The following is a 26,019-nucleotide window of genomic DNA, read 5'->3' on the forward strand; positions in this document are numbered from 1 at the left end:
CTTGTTTGCGGAATAATGGAGGTGTCATGTTAAAACGCGGAGATTTTCTATTGCGAGGGAAATAAATTATACGCTGGCTTTACTGCGGATTGCTGATAAGGCGTGCCCGGGAATGAAGCGGGTTTGGATAGAAGGGACGGGTTTTTAATGTGGGGCGGCTTGCGCCCCACGCACCAGGCGCCGCTATATGGATTGAAGGCGTGGGGGTGAGTGTCGATCTTGCGTCAGCTGGTGTAATCCGCGTTCGTCTTCACATAGTCATAACTCAAATCGCAGCCCCAGGCAGTCCAGGCGGCGTCGCCTTCACCGAGTTCGACTTCGATATCCAGCTTTTTGCGCGCTTTCATGCGGGCCGAGAGTCCGGCCAGATCCAGCGGCACGGCTGCGCCGCCGGAAAACAGCACCGCGCCGTCCATCTTGATCACCACGCCCTTGGGGTCAATCGGGTAATCGCGCGTCTGGCCCGGCTTGCCTAAAGCCATCACCACCCGGCCCCAGTTCGGGTCTGCGCCAAAGACGGCGGTTTTCACCAGCGGCGAATTGATGATGAATTTCGCCACCTGGCGCGCCTGCTGCTCATCACCGGCTTTGCTGACGCGCGCTTCGATCAGCTTGTTCGCCCCTTCTGCGCCAAACACCACTTCACGCGAGAGCTTGCTCATCATCGCCGCCAGCGCGGCTTCAAAATCGGCGTACAGCGCGTCGGAGTAGGGCACGGCGCCGGTTGAGAACAGAATCAGTGAATCGCTGGTGCTGGTGTCGCTATCCACGCTGATGCTGTTAAACGTGCGGTCGGAGATGCGTTGCAGGCTGGCTTGCAGTTTGTCTGCCGGCAGATCCAGGTTGGTGAAGAAATACACCAGCATGGTGGCCATATTCGGCTCGATCATGCCGGCGCCCTTGGCCATGCCGGCGATGCGCACCTCGCCGAAGGCGGCGGAACAGGTTTTCGGGCCTTTATCTGTGGTCAGAATCGCTTTTGCCACGTTGTCTTGCAAGCCGGGCTGCAGTGCGGCGGCGGCTTGCTGCAAGCCGGCTTCCACGGTCGGCATCGGCAGCGAGACGCCAATCACGCCGGTGCAGGAAATCATCACGTCCTGCTTGGCGATGCCCAGCAATTCCGCCGCCTGGCTGCAAATACGCTCGGCGTCGGCGCGGTCGGTCGGGGTGAATACATTGGCGTTCTTGGAAATCACCACCAGCGCCTGGCCCCGGCCATCCGCCAGGTGTTCGCGGTCCAGCAGCACGGAAGAAGAGGCGCTGCGGTTTTTTGTGAAAATCCCGGCGGCAGGGCCGGGCGCATCCAGCGCCACCAGCGTCATATCATAGACGCCCGGATATTTGATGCCGGCCATCACGGCGGCGCTGCGCAAGCCGGATGGTTGCTGCGATAAATCCGGCGCCAGTTCAATTTCGCGCTGTTCGGTCACAGAGTGAAAGGCGTAGCGGGTTTGCGCCGGATCGCCGTCTGCCGGCTCACTGATCCGGATCTGCGCAAAGGCATCAGAACTCATGGATGGTTTCCTTTCGGGTGGCTGAAAAATCGCGCTATTGTGCGGCATTTTTGCCGCTTCCGCAGCGATTTTCAGCAGGTGCGGGCGAAAAAAAAGCCCGGATCAACCGGGCTTTGAATCTATTTCCAAGGAGGGAATAGAGGAGACAGGTAGAATGATGCCAGTCGGAAACACCTAAGTCCACTTTATATTTCCAATGTCGGATATGCGTTTTGTGAATATGTGCAGAATGGCGGGGCGGAAATCCGAAAATGCGACTTGTCGAAAAGCAAACAGAATCAGCAGTCATGTCACTTACTGCGCTATGAGAGATGCAGAAAAGAGGCTTGGCCTGCGTGTAATTTCCGGCTGGAAATTTTCAAGCCGGCCTTGTCATGAATGAAATGGCGGCGCGGAAAAAATCTTAAGTTTTGCAAATCGGCAGTTCAATCCAAAAGCTGGCCCCGCCATCGTTGCAGTTGTCAAAGCCAATCTGGCCACCCATCCTTTCGATCAGGGTTTTGCTGATGTGCAAGCCCAGCCCGGCGCCGCTGCTTTGCCGGGTATTGGTGCTGTCAGCCTGGGCGAAGGGGGAAAAAATCTGTTCCTGGAAGCTGGCCGGCACGCCGGGGCCGTGGTCGCGCACCTTGATGCGCCAGTGTGTTGGGCGCATTGCTTGCAGGCTGATTTCAACGCTTTGTCCAGCAGGCGAGAATTTGGCGGCGTTTGACAGCAGATTGGTCAACACTTGATTCAACCTTTGTTCATCCGCCAGCACATAGCAGGGGGTGTTGGATGGCGTGAGCTGATAGGCGACGCCGAGTTTGCTGGCGTAGGGCGTGTTTGCTTCCACAGCATTGGCAAGCAGTTTGGCCAGATCCATTTTCTCCAATTGCAGGGTGATCTTGCCCAGCATTAATCTTTCCATGTCCAGAATGTCATTCACCAGATGGCTCAGGCGTTCGCTGTTGCGCAAGGCGATTTGCACCAGCTTTTGCGCCGCTTCCGGCATGGTTCCGCCGGCCCCGCCGTCCAGCAGGCCAAGCGCGCCCCGGATCGAGGTGATGGGGGTGCGCAATTCATGGCTAACCACAGAAATGAATTCCGCCTTCATATGTTCAATGCGCGCCTGCTGTTCGCGCCAGGCGCGCTGCCTGCGCCGGGTCAGTAAATAACTCAACACCGCCATCGCCAATAAAATTGCGCAGGATAGATAAGACAGCCTGACCTTGGTCCACCAGGCTTGCCACAAATCGTTTTGCGGGGTGAGTACGAACAAGGTGATCGGGAAATGCGTCAGGCGGCGGTAAATATTGAAGACGCTGGGCCCTTGCAGACTGGATTCGCCATCCAAGACGCCGCTGGTCGGGAAATTATTTTTTTGCAAATAACGGATCAGGGTGCCGGTGCGCGGTTTGCCATAGATTTCGTATTCGGTTTTGTCTTTGGGGGTGGGAAAACGGCTGATTAAAAAACCGTCATCCCGCATCAGACCCAAGGCGGAGCGGGCGGTGATGGGAGCGTCGCGCCAGAATTGCTGCAGGAAACTGACGGGCAGATTGGCGCTGAGGATGTAATCAACTTTTCCATCCGGGCCCGGCACGCGCAAACGTGCCGGTATCAGCCAGACTTTGGAGGTGGCGCCGAAAATCGGCCTGCCGATCTGGAAAGCCGGGCCGCTTTCCATGTTTTGCTGATATTCGCGAAAACTGTCTTCACTGGCGAGGCTGCGCTGTACGCTGCCGGGCGGGTTTTTGCCGGTGAAGAGGATGGCGCCGTCCGGCTTGAAGACTGTCATATTCACCAGCTCAGGCCGGTACTTCAGATATTGCTGCAAATCATGATGCGCCCGTTGTTGATCCAGCGGGCCGGCGCTGCGCCACTGGTCAGCCAGTTGCTGCATATCGGCCAATAATTGCATGAAATAGGTGTCAACCGATTTTTCACCCATTTCGGCGATGGTGCGCAATTCGGTGATGCGGCCGCTTTTTTCTTCGTTCCAGGAAAACCAGGAAAGCAGCAGGGTGTAGGCGAGCACAAGAGCGCTGAACAATATCAGCAGCAGGTTTAAGCTCTCCATCGGCGCTTTTTTGTCATGCGCAGCGTGCATTCTGGGCCTTGTGTGATGTGGGGCGGGATGCCGGGGTTGCGGGCTGCACTGATTTTATTTGAAAGTAACGGTGGCGGCAAAGCAGTGTTGTAAAAGTGGCGGCGCAGGGGGAGGGGTTGCGCCGCCTGACGCTTTATTGGTCTTCATCAACCTGCCATTTTTCACGGTGGTGGATGTCAACCAGGAAAGCCGCCACCATGGTCAGCGCGGCGATGCCGATGATGATGTATAAAAACCAGACCGAAAAGAATTCCGTGGCCAGCAGGCTCAGGGCCAGCAGCACAACCGCGGCCACCAGGTGGCGCAAGCTTTGTTCCGAAATGGCGAAGTGCTTATTGCCAAATTCGCGTTGATTTTCAAGACCAGTCATGATCGCTCTCCTTTTGATTGACCGTCAGCCGCGACGGGGTGGGGTGCTGCTTCAATCCAAGCATAGGCGCTGACTTGCGCGCTGCGGCTGAAACCGTGCTGAAACCTGTGGTCCGGCGTTTCAGTTTGCCGCCTTGCCTGAAATTTCCTGAAAGCATCTGAAAGCCTGCTGTTTTGCTGCATGTGTGATGGAACTGATGCTGGTGGGCCGGCTCAAAACGCGTTATTGTCTGAAAACCGGCCCCGCCGGCCATACGTGTTATGCCTCGAATGCTTCCCGCCTGGCGCTGGCGGTGAAAGGAAAGGATTGCCATGACCGTGACTGCCCCCGCCACCGAGCCTGCGACATTGCCTGCGCGCCTGTACTTTGCTGATGTGGAAGTGCAGACTGCCGAGCGGCATGTCTTGATCAATGGCAAACCCGCCTTGATCGGCCCGCGCGCCTTTGATGTTTTACTGTGTTTATTAACCCGCGCCCCGCACCTGGTGAGCAAAGAAGACTTGCTGGCCAGCGTCTGGCCGCGCCTGGTGGTGGAGGAAAACAATTTGCAGGTGCAGGTTTCGGCTTTGCGCAAATTGTTTGGCGCGCAGGCGATTGCGACTGCGCCAGGGCTGGGCTATCGCTTTACCTTGCCCTTGCGCCAGCACGGCGCGCTGAGTGTGGCGCCGCAGCAGGCGCTGGCGGGCAATTTGCCGCACGCCGCTGCGCCCTTGATTGGCCGCGCCAATGAGCTGGCTGAATTGTGCGCGCTGCTCGACTCAGCGCGCCTGGTGACGGTGACCGGGGCTGGCGGGGTTGGCAAGACCCGGCTTGCGCTGGAGGCGGCGCAACGGCGCAGCGGGCAATTTCCCGCCGGGGTGTGGCTGGTTGAGCTGGCCACCTTGAATCAAGATGATCAGGTGGCGGCGGTTGTGGCGGCCACGCTCGGCATTGAAGTCAAGGGCGGCGGCACGCCAACAGATGCTCTGATTTTGAATTTACGTCAGCAGCCGGCCTTGCTGCTGCTGGATAATTGCGAGCATCTGGTGGATGGCGTGGCGCGCTTGGCCGGCAGCCTGCTGGCGGGAACCGGGCAACTCTGCCTGCTCGCCACCTCGCAGGAAGTGCTGGGGGTGGAGGGAGAGCAAACCTTCCGTCTGCCATCGCTGTCATTGCCGGCGCGCAATGCCAACGCCAGCGCGGCGCTGGAATCTGATGCGGTGCAATTATTTGTTGCGCGCGCCCATGCGGCGGACGCCCATTTTCAAATCAATGACCGGAATGCCGCACTGGTGGCGGCGATTTGCTGCCGGCTTGACGGTATCGCGCTGGCGCTGGAGATGGCGGCGGCGCGCGTGCCCTGTTTGGGGCTGGAGAGTCTGGCGCAATTATTGGATGAGCGTTTTCAAGTGCTCACCGGCGGTCGCCGCACCGCCTTGCCGCGTCAGCGCACCTTGCACGCCACCTTGGATTGGAGTCATGGCTTGCTGACGCCGGAAGAGGCGGTGGTGTTTCGCCGCATCGGCATTTTGATCGGCAGTTTTGATCTGGCGGCGGCGGTTGCGGTGGCGCAAGATCCACAATTGTCGCCGTATGCGGTGATCGACGGGGTGGCCAGTCTGGTCAGTAAATCTTTGCTGGCGGCGGATCAGGCCGGCGGCCATGTGCGCTACCGCCTGCTGGAAAGCGCGCGCGCCTATGCCTTGGAAAAACTGGCGGCGGCAGATGAGGTGGCGGCATGCGCGGCCCGCTGCGCGACGCATTTCCGGCACAGTTTCGCCGCCTGCTTTGCCGATTGGGGCCAATTGACGGATGTTGAGTTTGAAGAAAAATACATCCCGGATATTGATAATTTACGCCAGTCCATCGATTGGGCTTTCGGCCCCGGGCAAGACATCGAGACCGGTCTGGCCTTGGTCGGATCTTCCGGCCAGTTGTGGGCTTCACGCTGGTTGTTTTATGAGGCCGAACAGCGCGTCAAGCATGCCTTGACCTATCTGGATGCGCAAACTGCGCCGCTGATTGCCGGCGATTTGTGGCTGACTGCCTGCACCCTGTTTTATTTCCACCGTAATGAGCAAGCCGTGCCGGCGGCGCAGACTGCGGTGGCGGCGCTGCGCCAGTCTGGCGATGTGATGCGCCTGGGCTATGCCTTGATTATGCTGGGCAGCTGCCATGCCGTCAGCGGCTCCCCGCAAGCCACGATTTTTTTACAGGAGGCGCAAGCGCTGCTGGCCGGCGGCTGCCCTTTGCGGCTGGAGTCGATGTTGCATAAATCCTTTGGCGCCTGCTACGCCATCCTGGGCCGGCCGGAGGATGCGATTCCCGCGTTCAGCCGGGCCTTGGCCTTATCCGAGCAGGTGGGGGCGCAATTTCAGGCCTTGACCATCCAGGAAGATCTGGCCGATGTGTATTGGATGCAAGGCAATCTCGATCAGGCTTTGCATGCCGCGCGCGACACCTTGCAGCGCTGCCGCCAATCACGCTTCGCCTATAAAGTCAGCTGGGGCTGGGTGCTGGGTAATTTATTCGGCATTCTGGTCGAGCGCGGCGATTTGGCCGAGGCCTTGCAAATCGGCCAGGAAGCCTTGCCCTATCTGCGCGAATTTTCCACCATGTGGGTGGTGATGGATCACTATGCCTTGCGGCAAGCGAAACGCGGCATGTGGCAGGCGGCGGCGCATATTTCCGGCTGGTCGGATCAGGCCTTTGCGCGCCACGTCACGCTGCGCCAGCCGAATGAGCGGCGGGCTTATCACAGCACCTTGAGCCTGCTGCAGCAAGCTCTGGCGGCGGCGCAGTTGCAAGCCTGGCGCGAGCAAGGCGCGCAAATGAGTGAAGAGGATTTATGCCAATGGGCGCTGGCGTGAGTTGGCCCGATTTTGCGCACAAGCCGGCGGTTTGCGCTTAAACGCGTTAAAATCCGCCCAAGTCCATGCTGACGCCCCCGGCACGCCGGCGCCGCCTGCATGTTTCACATCCACTTTCTGGCAGGAAAACGATGTCGAACGCACCACAGATGTTGAATGAAGAAGCGCTGGATAAACTGGTCAAATCGATTGGCATTCCACCGCGTCCCAGTCTTTTGGCCGATGTGCAGCATGAAATGGGTGGTGAAGACCCGGACCCGCGCCGCATCGCGCAATTGGTAGCCAAGGATGTGGCGATGTCCGCCGCCTTGTTGAAATCCGCCAATTCGGTCTTTTTCGGACTCAAGCGCAAGGCGGAAACAGTGGAACAGGCAGCGGCTTTTCTGGGCCTGACCCAGGTCAGCTCTTTGCTGATGGGTTTGATTACCCGTCAAGCCATCAAGGCCGAGGGGCCGGCGCTGTCCGGCTTTTGGGATGCCGCCACCCAGCGCTCCTTGGCGATGTCAAAAATGGCGAAAGCCATGCGCGCCTGTCCGCCGGATCTGGCGCACACCTTTGGCCTGTTTTGCGATATCGGGATTCCCATGCTGATGTCGCGCTTTCCCGATTATCACGAAACCCTGAGTCTGGCGCGCGGTGAATTCGAGCAATTATTCACGGATATCGAAGACCAGCGTCACGGCACCAATCACACGATTATCGGCGCGATTCTGGCGCGCAGCTGGGGCTTGTCGCAGGAAGTGATGCAGGCCATCCGCAGTCATCATGATTATGCGGTGATGCTGGAAAGCGGCACGCCGCACAATGTGGCGGTATTGATTGCATTGGGCGTGCTGGCGGAAAAAGCGATTCAGGCTTATCAGGGCAATTTGCAGTCGCCGGAATGGGAAAAAGGCGGCGATCAGGCCTGTGATATTCTTGGCATCGCACAACACGAGGCGGAAGATTGGTGCGATGAACTGGCGTTGATGTTCAATGCTGAGCACTGATTTGCGCTGGCTGTTAGTGTAAATTTTGTCTGAAGAGTTTTGCAAATCTTGATGGTTTCCGCCTGGAAATAATTCATCTTGGAAATTTTATGCGGGAAATACTTTGCTTCTTTGCTGCTAAAACACTGTTTTGATGCCGCATTTCCCGCATTGTGCAAAAAAAGTGCAACAAAAGCTTGCCGCCAAAGTCAGGCGCTTGTGCTCTGATATAATGCGCGGTTCCATCAGGGCGCTTCAAACCGCAAGCGCGTTGCCAGGATCCTGCCGCCAAACCCGCATGGGAACCCTGCTGGGAAGTCTTGCAAAGTCGCCCGTTCCCGTGATGAAAGGTTTTAAATAATAATGACGATCATCCCTGTAATTCTGTCCGGTGGCGTGGGCGCTCGCCTGTGGCCAGTGTCGCGCGAACTGCATCCCAAGCCATTTATGCGCCTCTCGGACGGCCAAAGCCTGCTGCAAAAAGCCTTTGTGCGCGCAGCTGCTCTGCCGGATGTGGCGGAAATTCTCACCGTCACCAACCGCGATTTGTATTTCAAAACCGAAGACGATTACCGTGAAGTCAATCCGGCCCAATTGCCGGCATCTTTCATTCTCGAACCGTTTGGCCGCAACACCGCAGCCGCCATCGCCAGCGCAGCGCGCACGGTGGCCGATTTGCATGGCCCGCAAGCCTTGATGCTGGTTTTACCGGCAGATCATTTAATTTCCAATCAGCAGGCTTTTGACAGCGCAGTGGCGCAGGCTGTTGTATTGGCGCAACAGGGTAAATTAGTCACCTTCGGCATCACCCCGAATGCCCCGGAAACCGGCTTTGGCTATATCGAAGCCGAAGGCAGCCAGGTCAAGCGTTTTGTGGAAAAGCCTTCGCTGGACAAAGCGCGCGAATATCTGGCTTCGGGCCGTTATTTGTGGAATGCCGGCATGTTTTGCTTCAGCGCCGGGGCCATGCTCGAACAAATGCAACAGCACGAAGCGGCAGTGCTGCAGGCGGTGGACGCCTGTTTGCAAAAATCTTCGCGCGCGCAGCGTGGCGATAAATCGGTGCAAATCGAACTCGACGCCGCCTCTTTCAAAAACACCCCCGATATTTCAATCGACTACGCCGTGATGGAGCGTTCCAGTGCGGTGGCGGTGGTGGCTTGCGATATCGGCTGGAGCGATATCGGTTCCTGGAGCGCGATCAGCGACTTGGTGGAAGTCGATGAACAAGGCAATGGCGTGTTGGGCGAAGCGTATTTGCATGACTCATCGAACTGCTATATCCAGAGCAATGAGCGGGTGGTGTCTGCCGTCGGCGTGCGCAATCTGATTATCATCGACACCTCCGACGCCTTGCTGGTGGTGGATCGCTCACGGGTGCAGGATGTCAAGCAAATCGTCGCCCAGCTCAAGGCGAATTCGCATGACGCCTATAAATTGCACCGTGAAGTGCATCGCCCCTGGGGCACTTACACCGTGCTGGAAGAAGGCAGCCGCTTCAAGATCAAACGGATCGAAGTCAAACCCGGCGCTTCGCTCTCTTTGCAAATGCATCACCACCGCAGCGAGCACTGGATTGTGGTGTCAGGCATGGCCAAAGTGGTCAATGGCGAACGCGAATTCCTGGTTGGCACCAACGAATCCACCTTTATTCCGGCCGGCCACAAGCACCGCTTGTCCAATCCCGGCGTGACGGATCTGGTGATGATCGAGGTGCAAAGCGGGGAATATCTGGGCGAAGACGATATCGTCCGTTTTGAAGATCACTATGGCCGCGCTTGAGCGCGGCGCAGGAATAATTGACAAGCTGGTGCAGCCATGAATCAACAAAAAACAGCCGTCATCACAGGTATTACCGGCCAGGATGGGGCCTATCTCGCAGAACTGTTGTTGGAAAAAAACTATCGTGTGGTCGGCACATATCGCCGCACCAGTTCGGTGAATTTCTGGCGCATTGAAGAACTTGGCATCGCCAATCACCCCAATCTGCAATTGGTGGAATACGATCTGACCGACCTGTCGGCCAGCATCCGCCTGATGCAGCAACATCAGCCGCAGGAAGTGTATAACCTGGCGGCGCAAAGCTTTGTCGGCGTTTCGTTTGAGCAGCCGGTCACGACTGCCGAAATCACCGGCATCGGCCCGCTGAATCTGCTCGAAGCGATCCGCATCGTCAACCCGAAAATCCGCTTCTACCAGGCTTCAACCTCGGAAATGTTCGGCAAAGTGCAGTCGATTCCGCAAATCGAAACCACCCCGTTCTATCCGCGCAGCCCGTATGGCGTCGCCAAGCTGTATGCGCACTGGATCACGGTGAATTACCGCGAATCGTATGACATCTTCGGCGCCAGCGGGATTTTGTTCAACCACGAATCGCCGCTGCGCGGACGTGAATTCGTGACACGCAAAATCACCGACACCGTGGCCAAAATCGCCCTCGGCAAGGCGCAAGTGCTGGAACTGGGCAATCTCGACGCCAAACGCGACTGGGGATACGCCAAGGAATACGTGGAAGGTATGTGGCGCATGCTGCAGGCGGCGCAGCCGGACACCTTTGTGCTGGCCACCAACCGCACCGAAACGGTGCGCGATTTTGTCAGCATGGCCTTCAAAGCCGCCAATCTTGACATTGAATGGCAAGGCGGTGGAGAGCAGGAAACCGGGCACTGCAGCAAGAGTGGCCGGGTGCTGGTGCGCATCAATCCCAAATACTATCGGCCAGCTGAAGTCGATCTCCTGATCGGCGATCCGCAAAAAGCCAAGGATGTGCTGGATTGGCAACCCAAGACCAGTCTGGAGCAACTGTGTCAGATGATGGTGCAGGCCGACCTGCGCCGCAATCAGGCCGGTTTTTCTTTCTAAAACCAAATACAGGCGCCACGCGCCTTTGCAGCCATGAATACAGCCAGCAGCGGGAAACGGGTATTAATTACCGGCATCAGCGGCTTTACTGGCCGCTATTTGGAAGCATGTTTGCAAGCCGCCGGGCATGAAGTCTGGGGCTTGAGCGCACACCCGGGGCAAGCGGCGCGCCATTTGCAAGCCGATTTGGGCGACCCGGACAGCCTGGCCGCCGCGCTTGAGCAGGCGCAGCCGGATTGGGTGGCGCATCTGGCCGCGATTGCCTTTGTCGGTCACGGCAAACCGGATGCGCTGTACCAAACCAATTTGATCGGCAGCCGCAATTTATTGGCGGCGCTGGCGGCGCAAAGTAAAACCCCGCAAGCCGTATTGCTGGCCTCCAGCGCGAATATCTACGGCAATGCGGATACCGGATTGATTACCGAAGAACAGCCGCCGGCCCCGGCCAATGATTACGCCGTCAGCAAACTGGCGATGGAATACATGGCGCGCTTGTGGCAAGACAAACTGCCGCTGTGCATTGTGCGGCCATTCAATTACACCGGGCGCGGCCAGTCTGAGCAATTTTTGATTCCCAAAATCGTGCAACATTTCCGTCGTCGCGCCAGCCGCATTGAGCTGGGCAATCTGGCGGTGGCGCGCGATTTTTCCGATGTGCGCGATTTGGTGCGCATTTATCACAGCTTATTGCAACATCCGCACAGCGCCGGCCAGACATTTAACGTCTGCTCAGGCCACGCCACCAGCTTGCAACAGGTATTGGACTTGTGCCGCGAATTCAGCGGTCACAGTCTGGAAGTTGCAGTCAACCCTGCTTTTGTGCGCAGTAATGAGGTGTACCGCTTAGCTGGCGATAACCGCAAATTGCGTCATTTCCTGGATGATGCGCCCAGTCCCCGATTGAGCGAAACCCTGGAATGGATGTTGCAGGAGCCGGCATGAAAGTCGTGCTGTCGATTGAAGCAATTCACCCTCCCTTGGCCGGGATCGGGCGCTATGCCTGGGAGTTGGCGACGCGCCTGCCGCAATTCGCTGATGTCGAACAAGTGCGCTATATGTCGGATGGATTTTGGTGCGGCTTGCCGCCGCTGGAAAGTTTGCGCGGCGGCGCGCCTGCCGCCGGCAGCGCGGGCGGCTTGAAAGCCGGTTTGCGCCGCATCGCCGCACGACTGCCGGCAGCCTCCGCGCTGTATCAGCGGGTGCGCCCGATGCTGGCGGCGCGCCGCTTGAACCAGGTGCGCGAAGGCGTGTTCCACGGCCCGAATTTCTTTGTGCCGCAATCCCGCATCCCCTCCGTGGTGACGATTCACGATTTATCGGTGTATCGGCATGCCGACTGGCATCCGCGCCTGCGCGTGGAGCGCATGAAACGCGACGTGCCGCAAGCGCTGCAGCGCGCCGCCGCCGTGATTACCGATTCCGAAGCGGTGCGGCAGGAAGTCTTGCAGCAATTCAATTTGCCGCCGCAGAAAGTGCATACCGTATGGGTCGGCGTGGACGAAGCCTACCAGCCGCGCAGCGCGCAGCAAACCGCCGCCGTGTTGCAGCAATATGGCTTGCGCCATGACGGTTACAGCCTGTTTGTCTCGACCATCGAGCCGCGTAAAAATCTGGAAAATCTGCTGGCCGCCTATCGCGCCCTGCCGCCGGCGGAGCGGCAGCAATGGCCGCTGGTGGTGGCTGGCGGCCCCGGCTGGTTGAGCGACAACATCCACCAGCAACTGCAGCAAGCGCACAGCGAAGGCTGGTTGCATTATCTGGGTTTCGCCGATCAAAGCCATTTGCCGGCTTTGTACGCCGGCAGCCGTTTATTTGTCTATCCTTCCTGGTACGAAGGATTCGGGATTCCGCTTGCGGAAGCGATGGCCAGCGGCGTGCCGGTGTTGACCTCGAACTGTTCTTCCATGCCGGAAGTGGCGGCCGGCGCCGCCTTGCTGGTGACACCGGCGGATGTGCGCGATATCACAGAAAATTTGCGGCGCGGCCTGCAAGATGAGCACTGGCGCGCAGCGGCCCGAGAACGCGGCCTGGCGCGCGCCAGGGAATTGAGCTGGGACGCCTGCGTGCGCAATACTGTCAATGTTTATAAGGCGGCATACCGATGAAGGTTTTGCATTTTTATCGCACCTACTATCCGGACAGCTTTGGCGGCATCGAACAAGTGATACGCCAGATGTGTGTCGGCTCAGGCCGCCTTGGCATCGATCACACCGTCTTGACGCTGACCCGCGCCAAACAGGATTTCAGCCTGGAATATGAAGGCCACAAAATCGAGCGCGTGCCGCTTGATTTTGAAATCGCCTCGACCGGCTTTTCCGCGCGCTCGATCATGCGCCTGAGCCAATTGGCGCGTGAAGCGGATCTGGTGCACTACCATTTTCCCTGGCCCTTCATGGATCTGGCGCACTTTTTGGCGCGCGTGAATAAACCCAGCATTCTGACCTACCACTCAGATATCGTGCGCCAGAAAAATTTAATGCGCCTGTATCAGCCTTTGATGCGGCGTTTTCTGGGCAATGTCGATCGCATCATCGCCACCTCGCCCAACTATATGGCCTCCAGCCCGGTGCTGGCGCAATACCGCGACAAGGCCGAAGTCATCACCTACGGCCTGGACAAGAGCATTTACCCGGAGCCAAGTGCGGAACTGATGCAGAAATGGCGCGCCGAATGCGGCGAGCGCTTTTTCCTGTTTGTCGGCGTCCTGCGCTATTACAAGGGCTTGCACATCCTGCTCGAAGCCGCCGCCGGCGCGCCGTTCCCGGTGGTGATCGTCGGCGCCGGGCCGATTGAAGCAGAATTAAAAGAACACGCGGCGCGCTTGAAGTTGAACAATGTGCGCTTTGTCGGCGCCGTGCCGGAAGAAGACAAAGTGGCCCTGCTTAAACTTTGCTACGCTCTGGCGTTTCCCTCGCACCTGCGTTCAGAAGCCTTCGGCATTTCTTTGTTGGAAGGGGCGATGTACGGCAAGCCCATGGTGTCGAGTGAAATCGGCACCGGCACCAGCTATATCAACAACCACCAGGAAACCGGCCTGGTGGCCCCGCCGAGCGACCCGCAAGCCCTGCGCGCCGCCATGCAAACGCTGTGGGACAACCCGCAAATGGCGCAAGAAATGGGCCGCCGCGCAGAACAGCGCTACTGGCAATTATTCACCGCCGACAAAATGGCCGAGCGCTATGTCGCGCTGTACCGCCAAGTCCTGGCCGACCACGCCGGGCGTGGCGCGGCGGCGGGCAAACCGGGGCTGGCGCAACGCAGCTGAGTGTTTGGTTCGAGCGCCTTTGAATTGTCTGCACCCGCTTGACGCGGAAAGAGGTTGACATTATTATTTTTTTCGATGTCGGGTGTCCTTTGTTTTGGGACTGAGGACGATTGATGTGGCGCTGAAATGAAAAGTCAAGATATTCTTATATTACTCAAACTTGCCAGTATCTCTCTGCAAGAAAAAAAGATAGTCAGCTATCAAGCGGGGGCTTGGGAAGATTGGGAGATTGAGGAAGTTGAGTTGATTACACAAGGCGAATTGCGCTTTGCTTACAAGAGCGCGTTGCATGAGGCTGATTCAGATGCAGGGCAAACTTATTATGAGTCTCTGCGCAGTATTCGTTCATTGGCTGAAAGTACCGGTGTCAGCAAGTCAGAAGTCAGTGTGGCCTTGCACCGGAGTTATTTCTCAGGTTTGGCGATCCAGGATCGCCTCAGTGGAACGCCGCGTGTAAATATCAGTGGCTTGACTGAGTTTATTATTCATGGGCTGCGTTATGTGTTCCCGGTGAAGCCTGCCGAGATAGGGCGCGGGATTGCCACCACATGGGCCGCGCCGGTCTTGCGGGAGGTGCTTGTCAGCGGTGGCGATACGCCGCTGATTTGGCCGGACCCGCGAGGGCAGACCAAGGGGCAAGTTCTGGCGCCGCTGTTTAAAACGGCGCCAAATGCAGTGAAGGCTGATCCATATTTATATTCTATGCTGGCGTTGGTCGATTCCATCAGAGTTGGTATGGCCAGAGAACGTAAGCTTGCTGCAGATAAATTGGTAGAAATCATGAAGGGGGCTGGATGAGCGCCTTGGCGGATAATGTTTGGATGTTGCGAACGGTTGCTGCTGCGCTTGGTGAAGATTTATTGAAGGACTTGGCTTTTGTGGGCGGCGCAACCACAAGCTTGTTTTTAGATGACGATCTGGCAAAAGAGCATGTCCGACATACTAAAGATGTGGATGTGATCGTCAACATTATTGGCCGTGCAGGCTGGTATCAGTTGCAAGAAAAATTGAGAAAATGCGGTTTTTCGGAATGCATAGATGCGGATGCGCCAGTTTGTGCAATGAAGTTGAAGACGGAAAAACTCAGGGTGGATTTTATGCCTGATGATGAAGGTATATTAGGTTTTTCCAATCGCTGGTATCGGCCAGCCTTGCGTGACGCTGCGTGGCGCTGTTTGCCGGGTGAGCCGGAGCAGAAAATACGTTTAATTTCACCACAATATTTTGTTGCAACCAAGCTTGAGGCATGGCTGGGGCGTGGCAATAATGATCCCCTTGGCAGCACGGATGTTGAAGATTTGCTTATATTGTTTGATGGGCGCAGCACAATATTTGATGAGCTGAATTCAGCCGGGCTGGAAATGCAGGGCTTTCTTGCAATGGAGTTGCATAAATTACTTAATAACCCGGGTTTTGATCTTGTGGTGAGGGGATGTACTCAAGATAGCGGGCGTGCTGAATTGATGTTTGAGAATATTGAGCGGTTTGTACAATTTCATCAGGAATGTCAACAAGGAGCAGCGCCCAAGGCGGAAGTAGAGCGATAAACCCGGGGGATTTGCAGACGCATGAAACGCGCCTGCAAATTCAAAATAATCAGGCGCCCATCGCCTGCAACATCGGCCGCGCCAGCGCACAGGCCGAGGCCAGCGTGGTTTCCGGTTCGTTTTGCGCCACGCCGGGCGCTTTCACCATCGGCGCAATTTCCACAATATCCGCCCCGCTCAGGGTGAATTGCGCGCACAGCGCTTGAATAATCTGCAGCGATTCTTCAACCGTCATGCCGCCATCTTCCGGCGTGCCGGTGGCCCCGGCCAAAGATTGATCCAGGCAGTCGATATCGTAAGAAATATAGATTTCCTCAACGCCCAGTTTGTGCAGATGCGCACAGATTTGCGCCGCCTGCTGCGCCGCGCCCAATTGGCGCGTCTCTTCACTCCAATATTGCACATGGCCGAAGGTGCTCTCCCAGTGCCCGCGCTCGCGTCCGCTGGCGCGGATGCCGATTTGCACCAGATGCTGCGGCGACGCCAGCCAGGGGAAAATCTGGCTGGTCCAGGTGCCAAAGCACAAATCAATCCCCAGCCGGGTTTGCAATAAATCGGTATGCGCATCGAAATGAATCAGCGCCGCGCGTCCGCCCGCCTGACGCGCTGCCAGCCAGGTGCGCACCATCGGATAGCTCACCGAATGATCGCCGCCTATCATAAACAGCTTGAGATGCGGCAAAGCCTGTTGCACATCGTGCGCCACCCGTTCCGCAATCGACAGCGGCGCCACCGGCAAATCTGCAGCGGCCTCGGCGGACAGGGTTGGATACAAGGCGGCGCGGCACGCCGCCAGCGTTTCCGTATTCAAATATTTATCGTGCAAGAGATGTGGAATCACACGCACATCGCCCAGATCCAGCGCTTGCGGCATATCCTGCGCCTGCAACATGGCCGAGCGTAAAAACAGCGGTCCCCAATTCGCCCCGCGTTGAATCCCGCCGCCGCAGTCAGACGCAATGCCCAGCACCGCGCAAGAAGCTTGCGCCAGATTGGCTTGCAAACCATCCAGCCAGGCTTGTCGCACCTGACCATTGGCCAGGGCAGCCGCGCCGAACAGTTTTTCCTGCAAAGCATTGCGCCGCTCGCGCCCGGTATGCACGGTGTACACGCCTTCACCCGGCGGGCACAGACATTGCGACAGGGTTTGCAGCAAGGGGGAGAGGGTGGTATTCATGAGCGCGGCCAGATGAGAGAAAATGAAATTTTAACGCGATGCCGCGTTTGCTGTCTGCATAGCAAAAAGCCGGGCGCGCAGCCCGGCTTTTTTGTGGATAGCGAACAGATCAGCTGATCGCTTGTGCCGATTTGCGGCGGCGCGCCAGCATGCCAAGCACGCCCAGGCCGGCCAGCATCATGGCATATGTTTCAGCTTCCGGCACAGGAGTGGAAATCATGAAGGAAACGCCGCCATTATTATCATTGTGCCAGTTATCAGCGATGAAGAAGCGCAGCGTGGTCGGCGCTGTCACATTGATAAATTGCGGGCCCAATTCCTGTGCTTTGGCAAAAGACAGTTCAGCGGAAGACCAGCGGCCATAATCGCCAACGGTTTTAACCTGATTAATATCGGTATTGCCGACTTCGTCATAGCGGAAAAAATTCATCCAGCCATTGCTGCAAGCGCCGCCTTGCGCATTGCAGTTCTGCACATTGCCCCAGGCATTCCAGGCGGTATGCGATGCGCCGCTGGTGGACGGGCTCAGAAAATCGATTTTATATTGGCCGATTTGGGTGGCTTGAAACAGCACCGGATTACGCAGGTGGGCTTCACGGTCAAACGGGCCGCCATTGTACCAGGCGTCCAGATTGACGATTTGCGATTCAGCGTGGGCAGCGCCAAAAGCGCTCAGACAGAGTGCAGCAGCCAGTAATTTCTTGACGATCATATTTACTCCATGAAAACAGTGGGGGGTAATCCGGCTGATAAAAGCCGGAATCATTTTCAGCTTGATAAAACATGTTTGCGCAACATTTGCCGGACAGACGCGGAATATAGCGTTCTGCAGCAGTAAATAAATAATGTATTTACTGAAGAAATATTTATTCAGGCAATATGCAACCATCGGCTTGTAATAAGCCGGGAAATACAGCTTTGCGAAAGAAAATTCAGGTTGTATTTTTAAAACGCACGACATCCATAAAAATGCCGCAGCATCTGTGCGGGAGATTTATAGAGTAATACAGGGATGCAAACTGCAAGGGGCAAACCTGATTGTCTGGCTTTTTGTTGAGACGTGCTTTATTGCACTCGGGAAATTATAAGGAATTGATTGCCGTAAAGCAAGCAGGTTTTTCAAAAAAACGTCAAAGCGCTTGCATCAAGCGGGCGGCGCCGCTTGATGTGCAGATCTGCGCATATCAGCTTTGCTGCGCCAGGGTTTCGACCCGGCACGGCGCGAGCGGTTCGCGGCATTGCGCCTCAATCGTCCCGGCGCCGGGCCAATTCAGCGCTTGCAGCGCGCTGCCGCACACCAGTCCCTGGCAAGCGCCCATGCCGCAACGGCGCTGCATTTTGGCGCTTTTCCACTCGTGATGCGGGCGTAAAGCCGCCAGCGGCACGGCTTCGCAACGGCAAATCAGGGTGTCATCCTGCGCTAATTGCAAAACCTCCGGACGCAGCGCAAACGCCTGCGCCAAGCGGGCGGCAAATCCCTGCCAGCGCAGGCGCTCTTTCTGCAAGGCAGGAGCGCCCGCGCCTGCCAGATCGCCAGCGGCAGCCAGGCCGGCAATCCGGCCTTCAATGCGCGCCTTATCCATACCGCCCACGCCACAGGCTTCACCCACACACCAGATCCCGGCTTGGCTGGTGTTTTGCAAAGCATTCACCCACACCGCTCCCTCATGCAAAGCGCAATCCAGCGTGTGCGCCAGCCGCGTATTCGGCAATAAGCCAAAGCCGCAGGCCAGATAATCGCAAGCGATTTGATAGCGGGCCTGGCCGGCCTGAATGGTGATGGATTGCAAACGCCCTTGCGCATCGCCATGCGCCGCCAGCACATAAGAGGCGCTGCGCCAATTTTCGCGCAGCGCTGGCCAGCCTAAACGCAGCGCTTGCGCCAATTTGCCTGGCGTGGCCAGCAGCCCCGCCGCAAAGCCGGCCAGCTGGCGCCAGCCGCATTGTTCTGCGATGAAGACAATGTGCGCGCCGCGTGCGCGCAAGGTAGCCGCCACCGCCAGCAGCAGCGGGCCGCTGCCGGCCAGCGCGATCCGCTTGCCCGCCACCGGCCAGCCGCCTTTGGCCAGCGCCTGCAAACCGCCCAGACCGCTGACGCCTTGCAAAGTCCAGCCCGGAAAAGGCAGCAGTTGTTCGCACGCGCCGCTGGCTAAAATCAATTTTTCACACTGCAATTCGAGCGCCTGGCCCGCGCCCAGGCGCGCCTGTGGATCTGCCGGCGCATGCGCTGCGCTTTGCAATAAGAGGCTGTGGCGATCCGCCGCGCGCTGGCTGGCGGCTTGCGCCCGCACCACCTTGCAGGCCGGATACCAATCCAGATTCGGCAATTGCTGCAAAGCTTGCCAACTCTGGCGCGCCGCCGCATCGCCTTGCGCATCCTGCAGCGCGCCGCGCCACACCTGGCCGCCGGGGGCGGGATTGTCATCCACCAGCGCCACCGTGCCGCCGTGCGGCAACAAGGCGCGCGCCGCGTGCAAAGCCGCCGCCTGCCCGCCCGGCCCGGCACCAATCACCACCACTTGATAATGCCTTTGCGCCAGCGCCGCAGGAAGCGGAGCAGCGCCTGCCCAGGGCTGCGCTGTCGCGGGCGCCGTGTCATGTCCCGCCTGCCGGATTTGCATGCCGGGCGCACATAAAGTCTGGCAAGCCAATTGCTGTCCCGCGCCATTGATCTCCACCCGGCATTCCTGACAGATTCCCATGCCGCAGACAGGCGTGCAGCGGCGCCCATCCGGCGCAATGCGCGTCACGCCATCGGCATGGATGGCCAGCGCCGCCGCCACCGTTTGCCCAGGCATGACTTGATGCGGACGTTGATTGATAAAAATCTCAAATGGCCCGTTCATGGCGGCCTCCTGCACAGGGGAGAAATAAAAACAGCCGGCGGCTGTGACGTCATCTGCTTCAAGCCGCCAGCGCTGGCGCCAGCGCATCAAAGCGCGCCGGCGCATAGTCTTGCGGATTCAGCTCGCATGGCAGCTGCATGATCTGCGCCGCCAGCAAATGCGCGCTGGCCGGGGCGGTGGTCACGCCCAGACCCTCATGTCCGCAAGCCAGCCACAAACCGGGGTGGCGCGGATGCGGCCCCAGCAAAGGCAGCCCATCCGGGCTGGCGCAACGCACCCCGCTCCAACAGCGGATAATATTCAGCTGCGCCAATTGCGGCAAAAAGCTGCACGCCAGGCGCAACATCTGTCCCAGCAAAGCATGATTCAAACTGCGCTCTTGCCGGTCATATTGACGCGAAGAGCCGATCATCATTTGCCCGCTTGGGCGCGGCTGCACATTGAAGGCGACAGAATCGCCGCTGCTGGCGTGCGCATTTTTGATATACGCCAATTCCACCAACTGATGCCGCACCCAGCCCGGATAGCGGTCAGTAATCGCCAGCATGCCTTGCTTGGCGCGCAAGGGCAGTTCCGGGGCCAATTGCAATACCCCCATGCCATTCGCTAACACTACCTGGGCCGCATGAATCTGACTGCCATCGGCGCATGCCACCCCGATCGCGCGCGCCGGTTGCGCCGCATCCCATAACAGCTTGACCGCCTGTCCCTGGCGCAGACGCAAACGCGGGCCGCTGTGCGCCAACAGCCAGCTGACGCTTTTCGGCGCATACACAATGCCGTCATCGCACACCCGCAAACCGCCCGCCAGACCATGGCGCAATTGCGGCTCGGCCTCACGCAAGGCGGCCTCATCCAACAACTCGCACGCCACGCCATGCGCTTGCAACAGCTGCGCCTTGGCGCGCGCGGCCTGCATTTCTTCCGCATCAGCGGCAATCCACAGCGTGCCGCAGCGGCTGTACTCATGCGCTTGCGGGTCTTGCGCTGTCCACTCGCGCCACAGCGCGCAAGACCAGGCGCTCAAGGCCAACTCCGCCGGGTTGTCATCCATCACCACCAAATGCCCCATACCGGCGGCGGTGGCGCCTTGATTACCGCAACTGCCGGCCTCCAGCAGCAGCACATCCGCACCCAGCGTGGACAAACGCTGCGCCAGCGCGGCCCCAATAATGCCGCCGCCCAGCACCAGCACATCCGCCGTGGCGCGCTGCGCGCTCATGGCCGCAAACCCCAGCACAGCGGGTCGTTTTCATCCAACAGCAATTCCCCGCGCAAATTGATGTGCGCGCTGCCCCGGATCGTGGGACGGATCTTGCCATCTTCAAGCGCGACATACGAGGCGTTGAACACGCTGCCGGTAATGCTTTGCTGGCGCCACCAGTCGCCCGCCGCCAGCTTGCCATCCGCCGCCAGACAAGCCAGCTTGGCGCTGGTGCCGGTGCCGCAGGGCGAGCGGTCATACGCCTTGCCGGGACACAGCACAAAATTGCGGCTGTCCGCCGCGCTCAAGCCCAGATCCGGCGCGCCGAATAACTCGATATGATCGATTTCCGCGCCATCCGCACCGCACACGCCTTGCGCCTTGAGCGCCTGCCGCACGCGCCAACTGTAATCGGTGAGCGCCTCCACATTCTCCAGCGCAATGCGCTGGCCATGTTCAGCAATCAGGAAAAACCAATTCCCGCCCCAGGCCACATCGCCGCTCACCATACCGATGCCCGGCACATCCACTTGCAGCGCATGATGCAGACGGTAGGCCGGCACATTGCGCAAAGTGACGCTGCGGTCAGCGTGCAATTCGACTTGCACCACGCCCACCGGGGTGTCGATCTGATGTTGGCCGGCCTGGATTTTGCCCAGAGCGGCGAGGGAGGCGATTACGCCTATCATGCCGTGTCCGCACATACCGAGATAGCCGGCGTTATTGAAAAAAATCACGCCAAAACTGCATTCCGGCGCATGCGCTTGAGTCAACAGCGCACCCACCAGCACATCCGAGCCGCGCGGCTCGCACACGATAGCGCTGCGGTAATGGTCGAAATCCTCGCGCCAGCGTGTGACGCGTTCGGCCAGAGGTCCGTCGCCCAGATCGGGGCCGCCGGACAGCACCAGACGGGTCGGTTCGCCGCCGGTGTGGGAATCAATAAAAGTGATGGTTTTCATAAGCACAGAATAGCAAGCAGACGGTTTGCCGTCTTGCCGGAATGTGGCCAGACGTATGACGAATTCTGCATAGATTTTGTGCCTGTGTGCGAGCTTCTGTGCACTGCTGGCGGGATTTTTTTCGCGCCGCCGGCTGGGCGGCGCAAGGCAGGGGGCTTACTTCTGATGCGCCTTGATTTGCTGCACCAGCCAGATGCCGGCCTTGGGATAATGGTCGCTGAACAGCTCCAGATCTTCCGCCTGCATGATTTCGAGCCGGCCCTGGCACTCGGTTTGCGCATCCGCCGGCGTCAGCGCGCGCAGATGGGCGTTGACGGCGGCAAAGATTTGCTGGCGCTGCGGATTGCCAGCGTCTTGCAGCGCTTTCAATTCAGCCAGCGGCAATTGATTCAGCTTCCAGCTCTGCCAGGCTTGCTGCAGCGCTGAAGCATGCGGACTTTTCATTTCCGCGCAAGCCGGCGCAAACGCGGCATATTCAGTCAAGGCGAATGCGGCGCACTGCGACGGCGCATTGCAAGCAGGCATACCGGTCGATCCTTGCGCCGGGGAAGTAAGCGCGAACAACAGACTGCTGGAAAGAAGAATCGACACAAGACGCATATGCACAGCTCCAAAGGTTGAAAGTGCGCGTATTGTAGGGAGAGTGCGGGGGCAGGGGAATGGCTTCTGAGTAGAGTGCAAATTCCAGCAGCGGCGCAGCTGCAGCCGCGCCGCCCGCCAAGCTTACTCCAGCGTCACATCGCCCTCCAGCGGATGGGCTTCAAACAGCAAGCCGCCGTCAGCCGCCGCGCGCGCAGGCAAAATGCGCCCGCCCTGTTTCACCAGGGCCCCAGGCGCGCCGTGCAGCTTGATGCTCAAGGGCCGCGCATAGCGCCGGCAGGCGTCTGACTGTGCGGCAAAGCCCAAGATCAGCGCACGTTCGCCGGCTTGCAGCGGGGCCAGCGGGCAATGCTGACGCGCCATGGCGTATTCCAGCACATCGCTGACTGTCCCCACCCACAAGCGCCCGGCTTGCTGCAATGCTTGCAGCTGGTCTAAATGGGCGCGGTATGGCGCCAGCGGCACAGATTCGTAATATTCATCTTGCACCGAATGGAATACGCGGATGCCCCAGCCGCCCAGCTCCAATGTGTCGCGCAACAAGCCTTCCAGCGAAGCCGGATTGCCGGCAGCCTGATCGGCTGCGGCGTACACCTGGAAGCGCAAGCGCAGCGGGTCTTCAATCTGCGCCGGGTTCACGCCATTTGCCTGCCAGTAATTCGGTGTGCGCGAGCCGAGATATTGCCCGCGCATTTTCAGGTAGCGCAACTGCTCTTCGCTGGCGACATCATAAGGAAAGGCAAAAAAGCGCATCTTATAGCCGCCCAGTTTTTGCTCCACCATGCGGGTTGATTGCAGAATTTCCAGATCATTGCCGCCCCATTTCTTCCAGGCCCAATCCGCATCCAGCGGGTGGCCATGGTCCCAGGAATGGTTAAACACCTCATGCCCGCGTGCGATGAAGGCGCGCAAATTCGGCCAATGCGGCGACCAGGCTTCATCGCCGCAAGCGCCCGGCATCACGCCGAACGCCGCACTCAGCCCGCGCGCCGCCAATTCGCGCTCTCCCAGCAATTGCCCGGCGTCATTGCTCCAGCCGCAATAATCATCAAACAGAATTGAATAGGCCGCAGCCGCATCGCCTTTCCAGTTTGTCACCTGCGCCCGGGCGCTGGCGCTGAAACGCGGCGACAACATGCGCCAGGCCCCGCTTTGATCTTGCTCTGGCGCGCTTTGCGTCCACCAATTCGCCTGATACAGCCGGCCATTCTGGTGTGCGCGTTGGCCCGCCAGATACACCTGTCCGGCCTGCCATGCCGGCGCCGCAGCATCCTGACTGGCGCCTGGCCAGTGGCCGAGCCAGGCTTCGCTCTCGCTGCACAAATCGCCCTGGCATAAACGCACCACAAATTGATTGATTCCCGGCCCCGCCGCCGCCGCGCAGCCGGCCTGCTGCATCTGCTGTGCGCCGGCCTCGGTTGGCAATACGCCGTGGCAGACCTCGACCCCGTTGCGCAGTAATTGCCAGCGTTGGGCCGGCGCACCCCACCATTTCGTCCACCCAATTTGCAGCAGACTGCCGGAAGAAAGCCCGTGCGTATCCACAAATTGAATCTTGGCCTGTCCCGGCGTCGCTTCATTCCATTGCAAGCGGTCTAATCCGGCCATGAAAAAAGTGTGCGCTTGCGGCTCATGTTCGCGTTCTGCGCGAAACAGCGCAAAACTTTGCGTCTTGGCTTGCCAACCTTGCAAACGCCGCGCCTGATCCTGGGGGCCAAGGCCGCTCAATGGCGTGTCATTTGATTGCATGCCGTGCATATGTTGCAGATGCAAATTGCCGCCTGTTGCGGCAGCGATGCCGGTGGCGCCATGCTGCAAGCTGTCCACCACATCCGGCCCGCCGTGGCCACGGATGCTGAGCGATTGCGCAAACGTCAGACTTTGCGCGCTGAGCGGCAATTGATAGCTGAAACTGCGGCCATCGACACTGACTTGCACATGGAGTTGTCCCGCCCGTTCCTCTTGGCTCAGGCGGTAAGGCTTGCCGTTCAAGCTTGCGCCCGCCGGGCCGAATAAGCCGGCGCGGTCATAACCGTCCACAATGATGCCGCTGCTGGCGGAAGTGAAGGCCGCTGCCGGCAAAATACTGAGCAGACCGACAGATGCTGCGCAAAGGCGCCAGGCCTGAGCGCGCTGCCGTGTTCCTGATTGATGCATGATTGTCCCCTTGATTATGGCGACCCGGCGCATGTGCGCCTGGTCTTATCTGCGTGCGCCGCCGTATGCCGGGCGGCGCGGGGATTTTGGCATGATAATACCAATATGTAAATTGGTATTTGTTTGGTAATGCATTGGTTTTAATGTGGCGCAGGCTGGATGATGCGGCGGGAGCAGGCCCTGCCGCTGCAATGAAAAACCCCGCACGCGCTGCGGACAGCGGGCGCGGGGCAGAGAAGGGCTGTAGAGGGACAGTGCGGATATGCGGGGGAACAGGCTTATTGGCCGATTCCGGAGAGGAAATCTTTACGCGCCTGCAAGGCAGTGTCTGTGAAATCAGTGAACAAACCATCCACCCCCAGCTGGTAAAACTGCTTGTATTCGGCCAGCGGGTCATTGTTCAAGTTCGCCGTCAGGCGCCGCTTTTCATTGCGGAAGGTGTAAGGGTGCACAAACAGGCCGGCCTTATGCGCATCTTCCAGCAGGCTGGTGGGGGCTTGCATGCTGGCGTCGGCCCAATTCACTTTGCCATCGCCATTCACGTCCTTGGCTTTGCCGTCAGCGCCAAGCTGTCCCTTGACCGGGATCAGATATGGTTTCCAGGGGCCGATGCCATCCGCATAAGTCTTGATTTCGGCCAATCCGGCTGGCGTCACCATATCGGCAAAGCCGCGCTTGTCTCCGCTCAGATGCCAGTCATAGGGACGGTCATATGGTGCGGCGTAAGTCAGTTTGCCGCTGCTTAAATCCACATCGTCAGCGTCGATCAATTGCACCATTTTCACTTGCACGCCGAGTTGGCGCAGGCGTTTCAAGCTGCCCGGTTCAAAGCTTTGCACAAAGATTGGCGCCTCTTTGCCCATCCAGCCGGCGGCTTGCAGCGTTTGCGCCAGTTTTTCTTCCAGCGGCAGACCGAGCGCGCGGTGAAAGCTGGGGTTTTTGGTTTCCGGGTACAGCAAAATCGGGCGCGCCGCAGTCGATTTGGCTTTCACCAGATCAATCAATTCCTGCAGCGTGGGGATTTTGTACAAGCCATTGAATTGCTGTGGCCGCTCGGCGTCAGTGCTGATGCCGCCCAGGGTTTTGATTTCCGCCAGCGTGAAATCAGAGGCAAACCAGCCTTCCTGCTGTTCGCCATCGACGCTCATTTTGCGCTTGCGGCTGGCGAATTCAGGGCGGTTGGCGACATCGGTGCTGTACGCCAGATTCGGATCATGGCGCGCAATCAGCACGCCATCCTTGGTGGACACCAGATCCGGTTCAATCGCATCCGCGCCCAGTTCGATGGCGCGCACAAAGGCTTCCCAGGTGTGTTCCGGCAAATATCCCGACGCGCCGCGATGCGCAATCACCAGCGGGGTTTGCTGATTCAAGCTTTTCAGTGCGGCGCTTTTTTGCTGGCTGCCGCTTTGCGCCGCCGGCGTGACTTGCGTGCTGCCGCCGCATGCGCTCAAGCTGGCGGCGAAACTGGCCGCAAGCAAGGCGGCAAAAATGGTGCGTTGAGGTGTCATGATGAAATGATGAGCTGCGGAAATGCGCACATCATGGCAGTGGCTTATTTCATCCGGATGACGGCAGAGTTTGGATTTTGGCGGGTGGGGGAAATGTG

Annotated in this window: 21 protein-coding genes; 9 read left to right on the plus strand and 12 right to left on the minus strand. The window is 58.6% G+C overall.

The features are described from left to right. Positions 1–224: 224 nt before the first annotated feature. From argJ to V8J88_RS00890, 4 genes are all read right to left on the minus strand, one after another. On the minus strand, positions 225–1,514 hold the full coding sequence (argJ, locus tag V8J88_RS00875; RefSeq protein ID WP_338847256.1) for a bifunctional glutamate N-acetyltransferase/amino-acid acetyltransferase ArgJ: 1,290 nt from the start codon (positions 1,512–1,514) through the stop codon (positions 225–227). A gap of 403 nt (positions 1,515–1,917) precedes the next feature. After that, entirely contained in the window at positions 1,918–3,603 is a 1,686-nt protein-coding gene (locus V8J88_RS00880) for an ATP-binding protein (protein WP_338847257.1), read from the minus strand. 133 nt (positions 3,604–3,736) lie between these two features. Further along, a complete protein-coding gene (locus V8J88_RS00885) occupies positions 3,737–3,973 on the minus strand; it encodes a hypothetical protein (RefSeq protein WP_338847258.1) in 237 nt (78 codons plus the stop codon). Further along, entirely contained in the window at positions 3,960–4,286 is a 327-nt protein-coding gene (locus V8J88_RS00890) for a hypothetical protein (RefSeq protein WP_338847259.1), read from the minus strand. Before V8J88_RS00890 ends, V8J88_RS00885 begins: the two co-directional genes overlap by 14 nt. Between V8J88_RS00890 and V8J88_RS00895 the strand changes: the two genes are divergently transcribed. The 9 genes from V8J88_RS00895 (at position 4,285) to V8J88_RS00935 (ending at position 15,464) form a co-directional block, all read left to right on the plus strand. Beyond that, on the plus strand, positions 4,285–6,822 hold the full coding sequence (locus V8J88_RS00895; RefSeq protein WP_338847260.1) for a tetratricopeptide repeat protein: 2,538 nt from the start codon (positions 4,285–4,287) through the stop codon (positions 6,820–6,822). The two genes, V8J88_RS00890 and V8J88_RS00895, sit on opposite strands and share 2 nt — an antisense overlap. A 131-nt stretch (positions 6,823–6,953) precedes the next feature. Beyond that, on the plus strand, positions 6,954–7,811 hold the full coding sequence (locus V8J88_RS00900; protein ID WP_338847261.1) for an HDOD domain-containing protein: 858 nt from the start codon (positions 6,954–6,956) through the stop codon (positions 7,809–7,811). A 342-nt stretch (positions 7,812–8,153) separates the two neighbouring features. After that, on the plus strand, positions 8,154–9,572 hold the full coding sequence (locus V8J88_RS00905; RefSeq protein WP_338847262.1) for a mannose-1-phosphate guanylyltransferase/mannose-6-phosphate isomerase: 1,419 nt from the start codon (positions 8,154–8,156) through the stop codon (positions 9,570–9,572). A gap of 36 nt (positions 9,573–9,608) precedes the next feature. Continuing rightward, a complete protein-coding gene (gene gmd / locus V8J88_RS00910; protein WP_338847264.1) occupies positions 9,609–10,652 on the plus strand; it encodes a GDP-mannose 4,6-dehydratase in 1,044 nt (347 codons plus the stop codon). Between the two features lie 33 nt (positions 10,653–10,685). Further along, positions 10,686–11,594, plus strand: a complete 909-nt coding sequence (locus V8J88_RS00915) for a GDP-mannose 4,6-dehydratase (protein WP_338847265.1) — start codon at positions 10,686–10,688, stop codon at positions 11,592–11,594. Next, positions 11,591–12,757 (plus strand): glycosyltransferase family 1 protein, encoded by a 1,167-nt coding sequence (locus V8J88_RS00920; RefSeq protein WP_338847266.1) that lies wholly within the window; start codon positions 11,591–11,593, stop codon positions 12,755–12,757. Before V8J88_RS00915 ends, V8J88_RS00920 begins: the two co-directional genes overlap by 4 nt. Continuing rightward, entirely contained in the window at positions 12,754–13,917 is a 1,164-nt protein-coding gene (locus V8J88_RS00925) for a glycosyltransferase family 4 protein (RefSeq protein WP_338847267.1), read from the plus strand. Before V8J88_RS00920 ends, V8J88_RS00925 begins: the two co-directional genes overlap by 4 nt. A gap of 126 nt (positions 13,918–14,043) precedes the next feature. Continuing rightward, entirely contained in the window at positions 14,044–14,715 is a 672-nt protein-coding gene (locus V8J88_RS00930) for a hypothetical protein (RefSeq protein WP_338847268.1), read from the plus strand. Next, positions 14,712–15,464 carry a hypothetical protein gene (locus tag V8J88_RS00935; RefSeq protein ID WP_338847269.1) on the plus strand — a complete coding sequence of 251 codons (753 nt, stop codon included), beginning with the start codon at positions 14,712–14,714 and terminating at the stop codon, positions 15,462–15,464. The genes V8J88_RS00930 and V8J88_RS00935 overlap by 4 nt, the downstream gene beginning before the upstream one ends. Positions 15,465–15,513: 49 nt before the next feature. On the opposite strand, the gene V8J88_RS00940 is transcribed toward V8J88_RS00935, so the two are convergent. From V8J88_RS00940 to V8J88_RS00975, 8 genes are all read right to left on the minus strand, one after another. Then, entirely contained in the window at positions 15,514–16,641 is a 1,128-nt protein-coding gene (locus V8J88_RS00940; protein ID WP_338847270.1) for an arginase family protein, read from the minus strand. Between the two features lie 109 nt (positions 16,642–16,750). Further along, positions 16,751–17,353 carry a PEP-CTERM sorting domain-containing protein gene (locus V8J88_RS00945; protein WP_338847271.1) on the minus strand — a complete coding sequence of 201 codons (603 nt, stop codon included), beginning with the start codon at positions 17,351–17,353 and terminating at the stop codon, positions 16,751–16,753. Positions 17,354–17,825: 472 nt separating this feature from the next. Beyond that, positions 17,826–19,487, minus strand: coding sequence for an FAD-dependent oxidoreductase (locus V8J88_RS00950; protein WP_338847272.1), 1,662 nt, complete (start codon positions 19,485–19,487; stop codon positions 17,826–17,828). A 58-nt stretch (positions 19,488–19,545) separates the two neighbouring features. Then, positions 19,546–20,709 carry an FAD-dependent oxidoreductase gene (locus V8J88_RS00955; protein ID WP_338847273.1) on the minus strand — a complete coding sequence of 388 codons (1,164 nt, stop codon included), beginning with the start codon at positions 20,707–20,709 and terminating at the stop codon, positions 19,546–19,548. Next, entirely contained in the window at positions 20,706–21,653 is a 948-nt protein-coding gene (locus V8J88_RS00960) for a 4-hydroxyproline epimerase (RefSeq protein WP_338847274.1), read from the minus strand. The genes V8J88_RS00955 and V8J88_RS00960 overlap by 4 nt, the downstream gene beginning before the upstream one ends. Before the next feature lie 156 nt (positions 21,654–21,809). Then, a complete protein-coding gene (locus V8J88_RS00965) occupies positions 21,810–22,253 on the minus strand; it encodes a hypothetical protein (protein ID WP_338847275.1) in 444 nt (147 codons plus the stop codon). A gap of 123 nt (positions 22,254–22,376) precedes the next feature. Continuing rightward, positions 22,377–24,410, minus strand: coding sequence for a carbohydrate-binding protein (locus tag V8J88_RS00970; RefSeq protein ID WP_338847276.1), 2,034 nt, complete (start codon positions 24,408–24,410; stop codon positions 22,377–22,379). A gap of 278 nt (positions 24,411–24,688) precedes the next feature. Beyond that, positions 24,689–25,921, minus strand: coding sequence for a glycerophosphodiester phosphodiesterase (locus V8J88_RS00975; RefSeq protein ID WP_338847277.1), 1,233 nt, complete (start codon positions 25,919–25,921; stop codon positions 24,689–24,691). Positions 25,922–26,019 lie beyond the last annotated feature (98 nt).

The sequence above is a fragment of the Massilia sp. W12 genome (assembly GCF_037300705.1).
GTDB lineage: Bacteria > Pseudomonadota > Gammaproteobacteria > Burkholderiales > Burkholderiaceae_D > JACPVY01.

What these genes read in the sequence shown, in the direction of transcription:
- V8J88_RS00890 (WP_338847259.1), bottom strand. Translation starts at nt 4,286, where the DNA reads ATGGCAATCCTTTCCTTTCACCGCCAGCGCCAGGCGGGAAGCATTCGA.
- V8J88_RS00900 (WP_338847261.1), top strand. Translation starts at nt 6,954, where the DNA reads ATGTCGAACGCACCACAGATGTTGAATGAAGAAGCGCTGGATAAACTG.
- V8J88_RS00895 (WP_338847260.1), top strand. Translation starts at nt 4,285, where the DNA reads ATGACCGTGACTGCCCCCGCCACCGAGCCTGCGACATTGCCTGCGCGC.
- V8J88_RS00940 (WP_338847270.1), bottom strand. Translation starts at nt 16,641, where the DNA reads ATGAATACCACCCTCTCCCCCTTGCTGCAAACCCTGTCGCAATGTCTG.
- V8J88_RS00970 (WP_338847276.1), bottom strand. Translation starts at nt 24,410, where the DNA reads ATGCATCAATCAGGAACACGGCAGCGCGCTCAGGCCTGGCGCCTTTGC.
- V8J88_RS00975 (WP_338847277.1), bottom strand. Translation starts at nt 25,921, where the DNA reads ATGACACCTCAACGCACCATTTTTGCCGCCTTGCTTGCGGCCAGTTTC.
- V8J88_RS00955 (WP_338847273.1), bottom strand. Translation starts at nt 20,709, where the DNA reads ATGAGCGCGCAGCGCGCCACGGCGGATGTGCTGGTGCTGGGCGGCGGC.
- V8J88_RS00965 (WP_338847275.1), bottom strand. Translation starts at nt 22,253, where the DNA reads ATGCGTCTTGTGTCGATTCTTCTTTCCAGCAGTCTGTTGTTCGCGCTT.
- V8J88_RS00885 (WP_338847258.1), bottom strand. Translation starts at nt 3,973, where the DNA reads ATGACTGGTCTTGAAAATCAACGCGAATTTGGCAATAAGCACTTCGCC.
- V8J88_RS00920 (WP_338847266.1), top strand. Translation starts at nt 11,591, where the DNA reads ATGAAAGTCGTGCTGTCGATTGAAGCAATTCACCCTCCCTTGGCCGGG.
- V8J88_RS00880 (WP_338847257.1), bottom strand. Translation starts at nt 3,603, where the DNA reads ATGCACGCTGCGCATGACAAAAAAGCGCCGATGGAGAGCTTAAACCTG.
- V8J88_RS00960 (WP_338847274.1), bottom strand. Translation starts at nt 21,653, where the DNA reads ATGAAAACCATCACTTTTATTGATTCCCACACCGGCGGCGAACCGACC.
- V8J88_RS00930 (WP_338847268.1), top strand. Translation starts at nt 14,044, where the DNA reads ATGAAAAGTCAAGATATTCTTATATTACTCAAACTTGCCAGTATCTCT.
- V8J88_RS00915 (WP_338847265.1), top strand. Translation starts at nt 10,686, where the DNA reads ATGAATACAGCCAGCAGCGGGAAACGGGTATTAATTACCGGCATCAGC.
- argJ (WP_338847256.1), bottom strand. Translation starts at nt 1,514, where the DNA reads ATGAGTTCTGATGCCTTTGCGCAGATCCGGATCAGTGAGCCGGCAGAC.
- gmd (WP_338847264.1), top strand. Translation starts at nt 9,609, where the DNA reads ATGAATCAACAAAAAACAGCCGTCATCACAGGTATTACCGGCCAGGAT.
- V8J88_RS00935 (WP_338847269.1), top strand. Translation starts at nt 14,712, where the DNA reads ATGAGCGCCTTGGCGGATAATGTTTGGATGTTGCGAACGGTTGCTGCT.
- V8J88_RS00945 (WP_338847271.1), bottom strand. Translation starts at nt 17,353, where the DNA reads ATGATCGTCAAGAAATTACTGGCTGCTGCACTCTGTCTGAGCGCTTTT.
- V8J88_RS00950 (WP_338847272.1), bottom strand. Translation starts at nt 19,487, where the DNA reads ATGAACGGGCCATTTGAGATTTTTATCAATCAACGTCCGCATCAAGTC.
- V8J88_RS00925 (WP_338847267.1), top strand. Translation starts at nt 12,754, where the DNA reads ATGAAGGTTTTGCATTTTTATCGCACCTACTATCCGGACAGCTTTGGC.
- V8J88_RS00905 (WP_338847262.1), top strand. Translation starts at nt 8,154, where the DNA reads ATGACGATCATCCCTGTAATTCTGTCCGGTGGCGTGGGCGCTCGCCTG.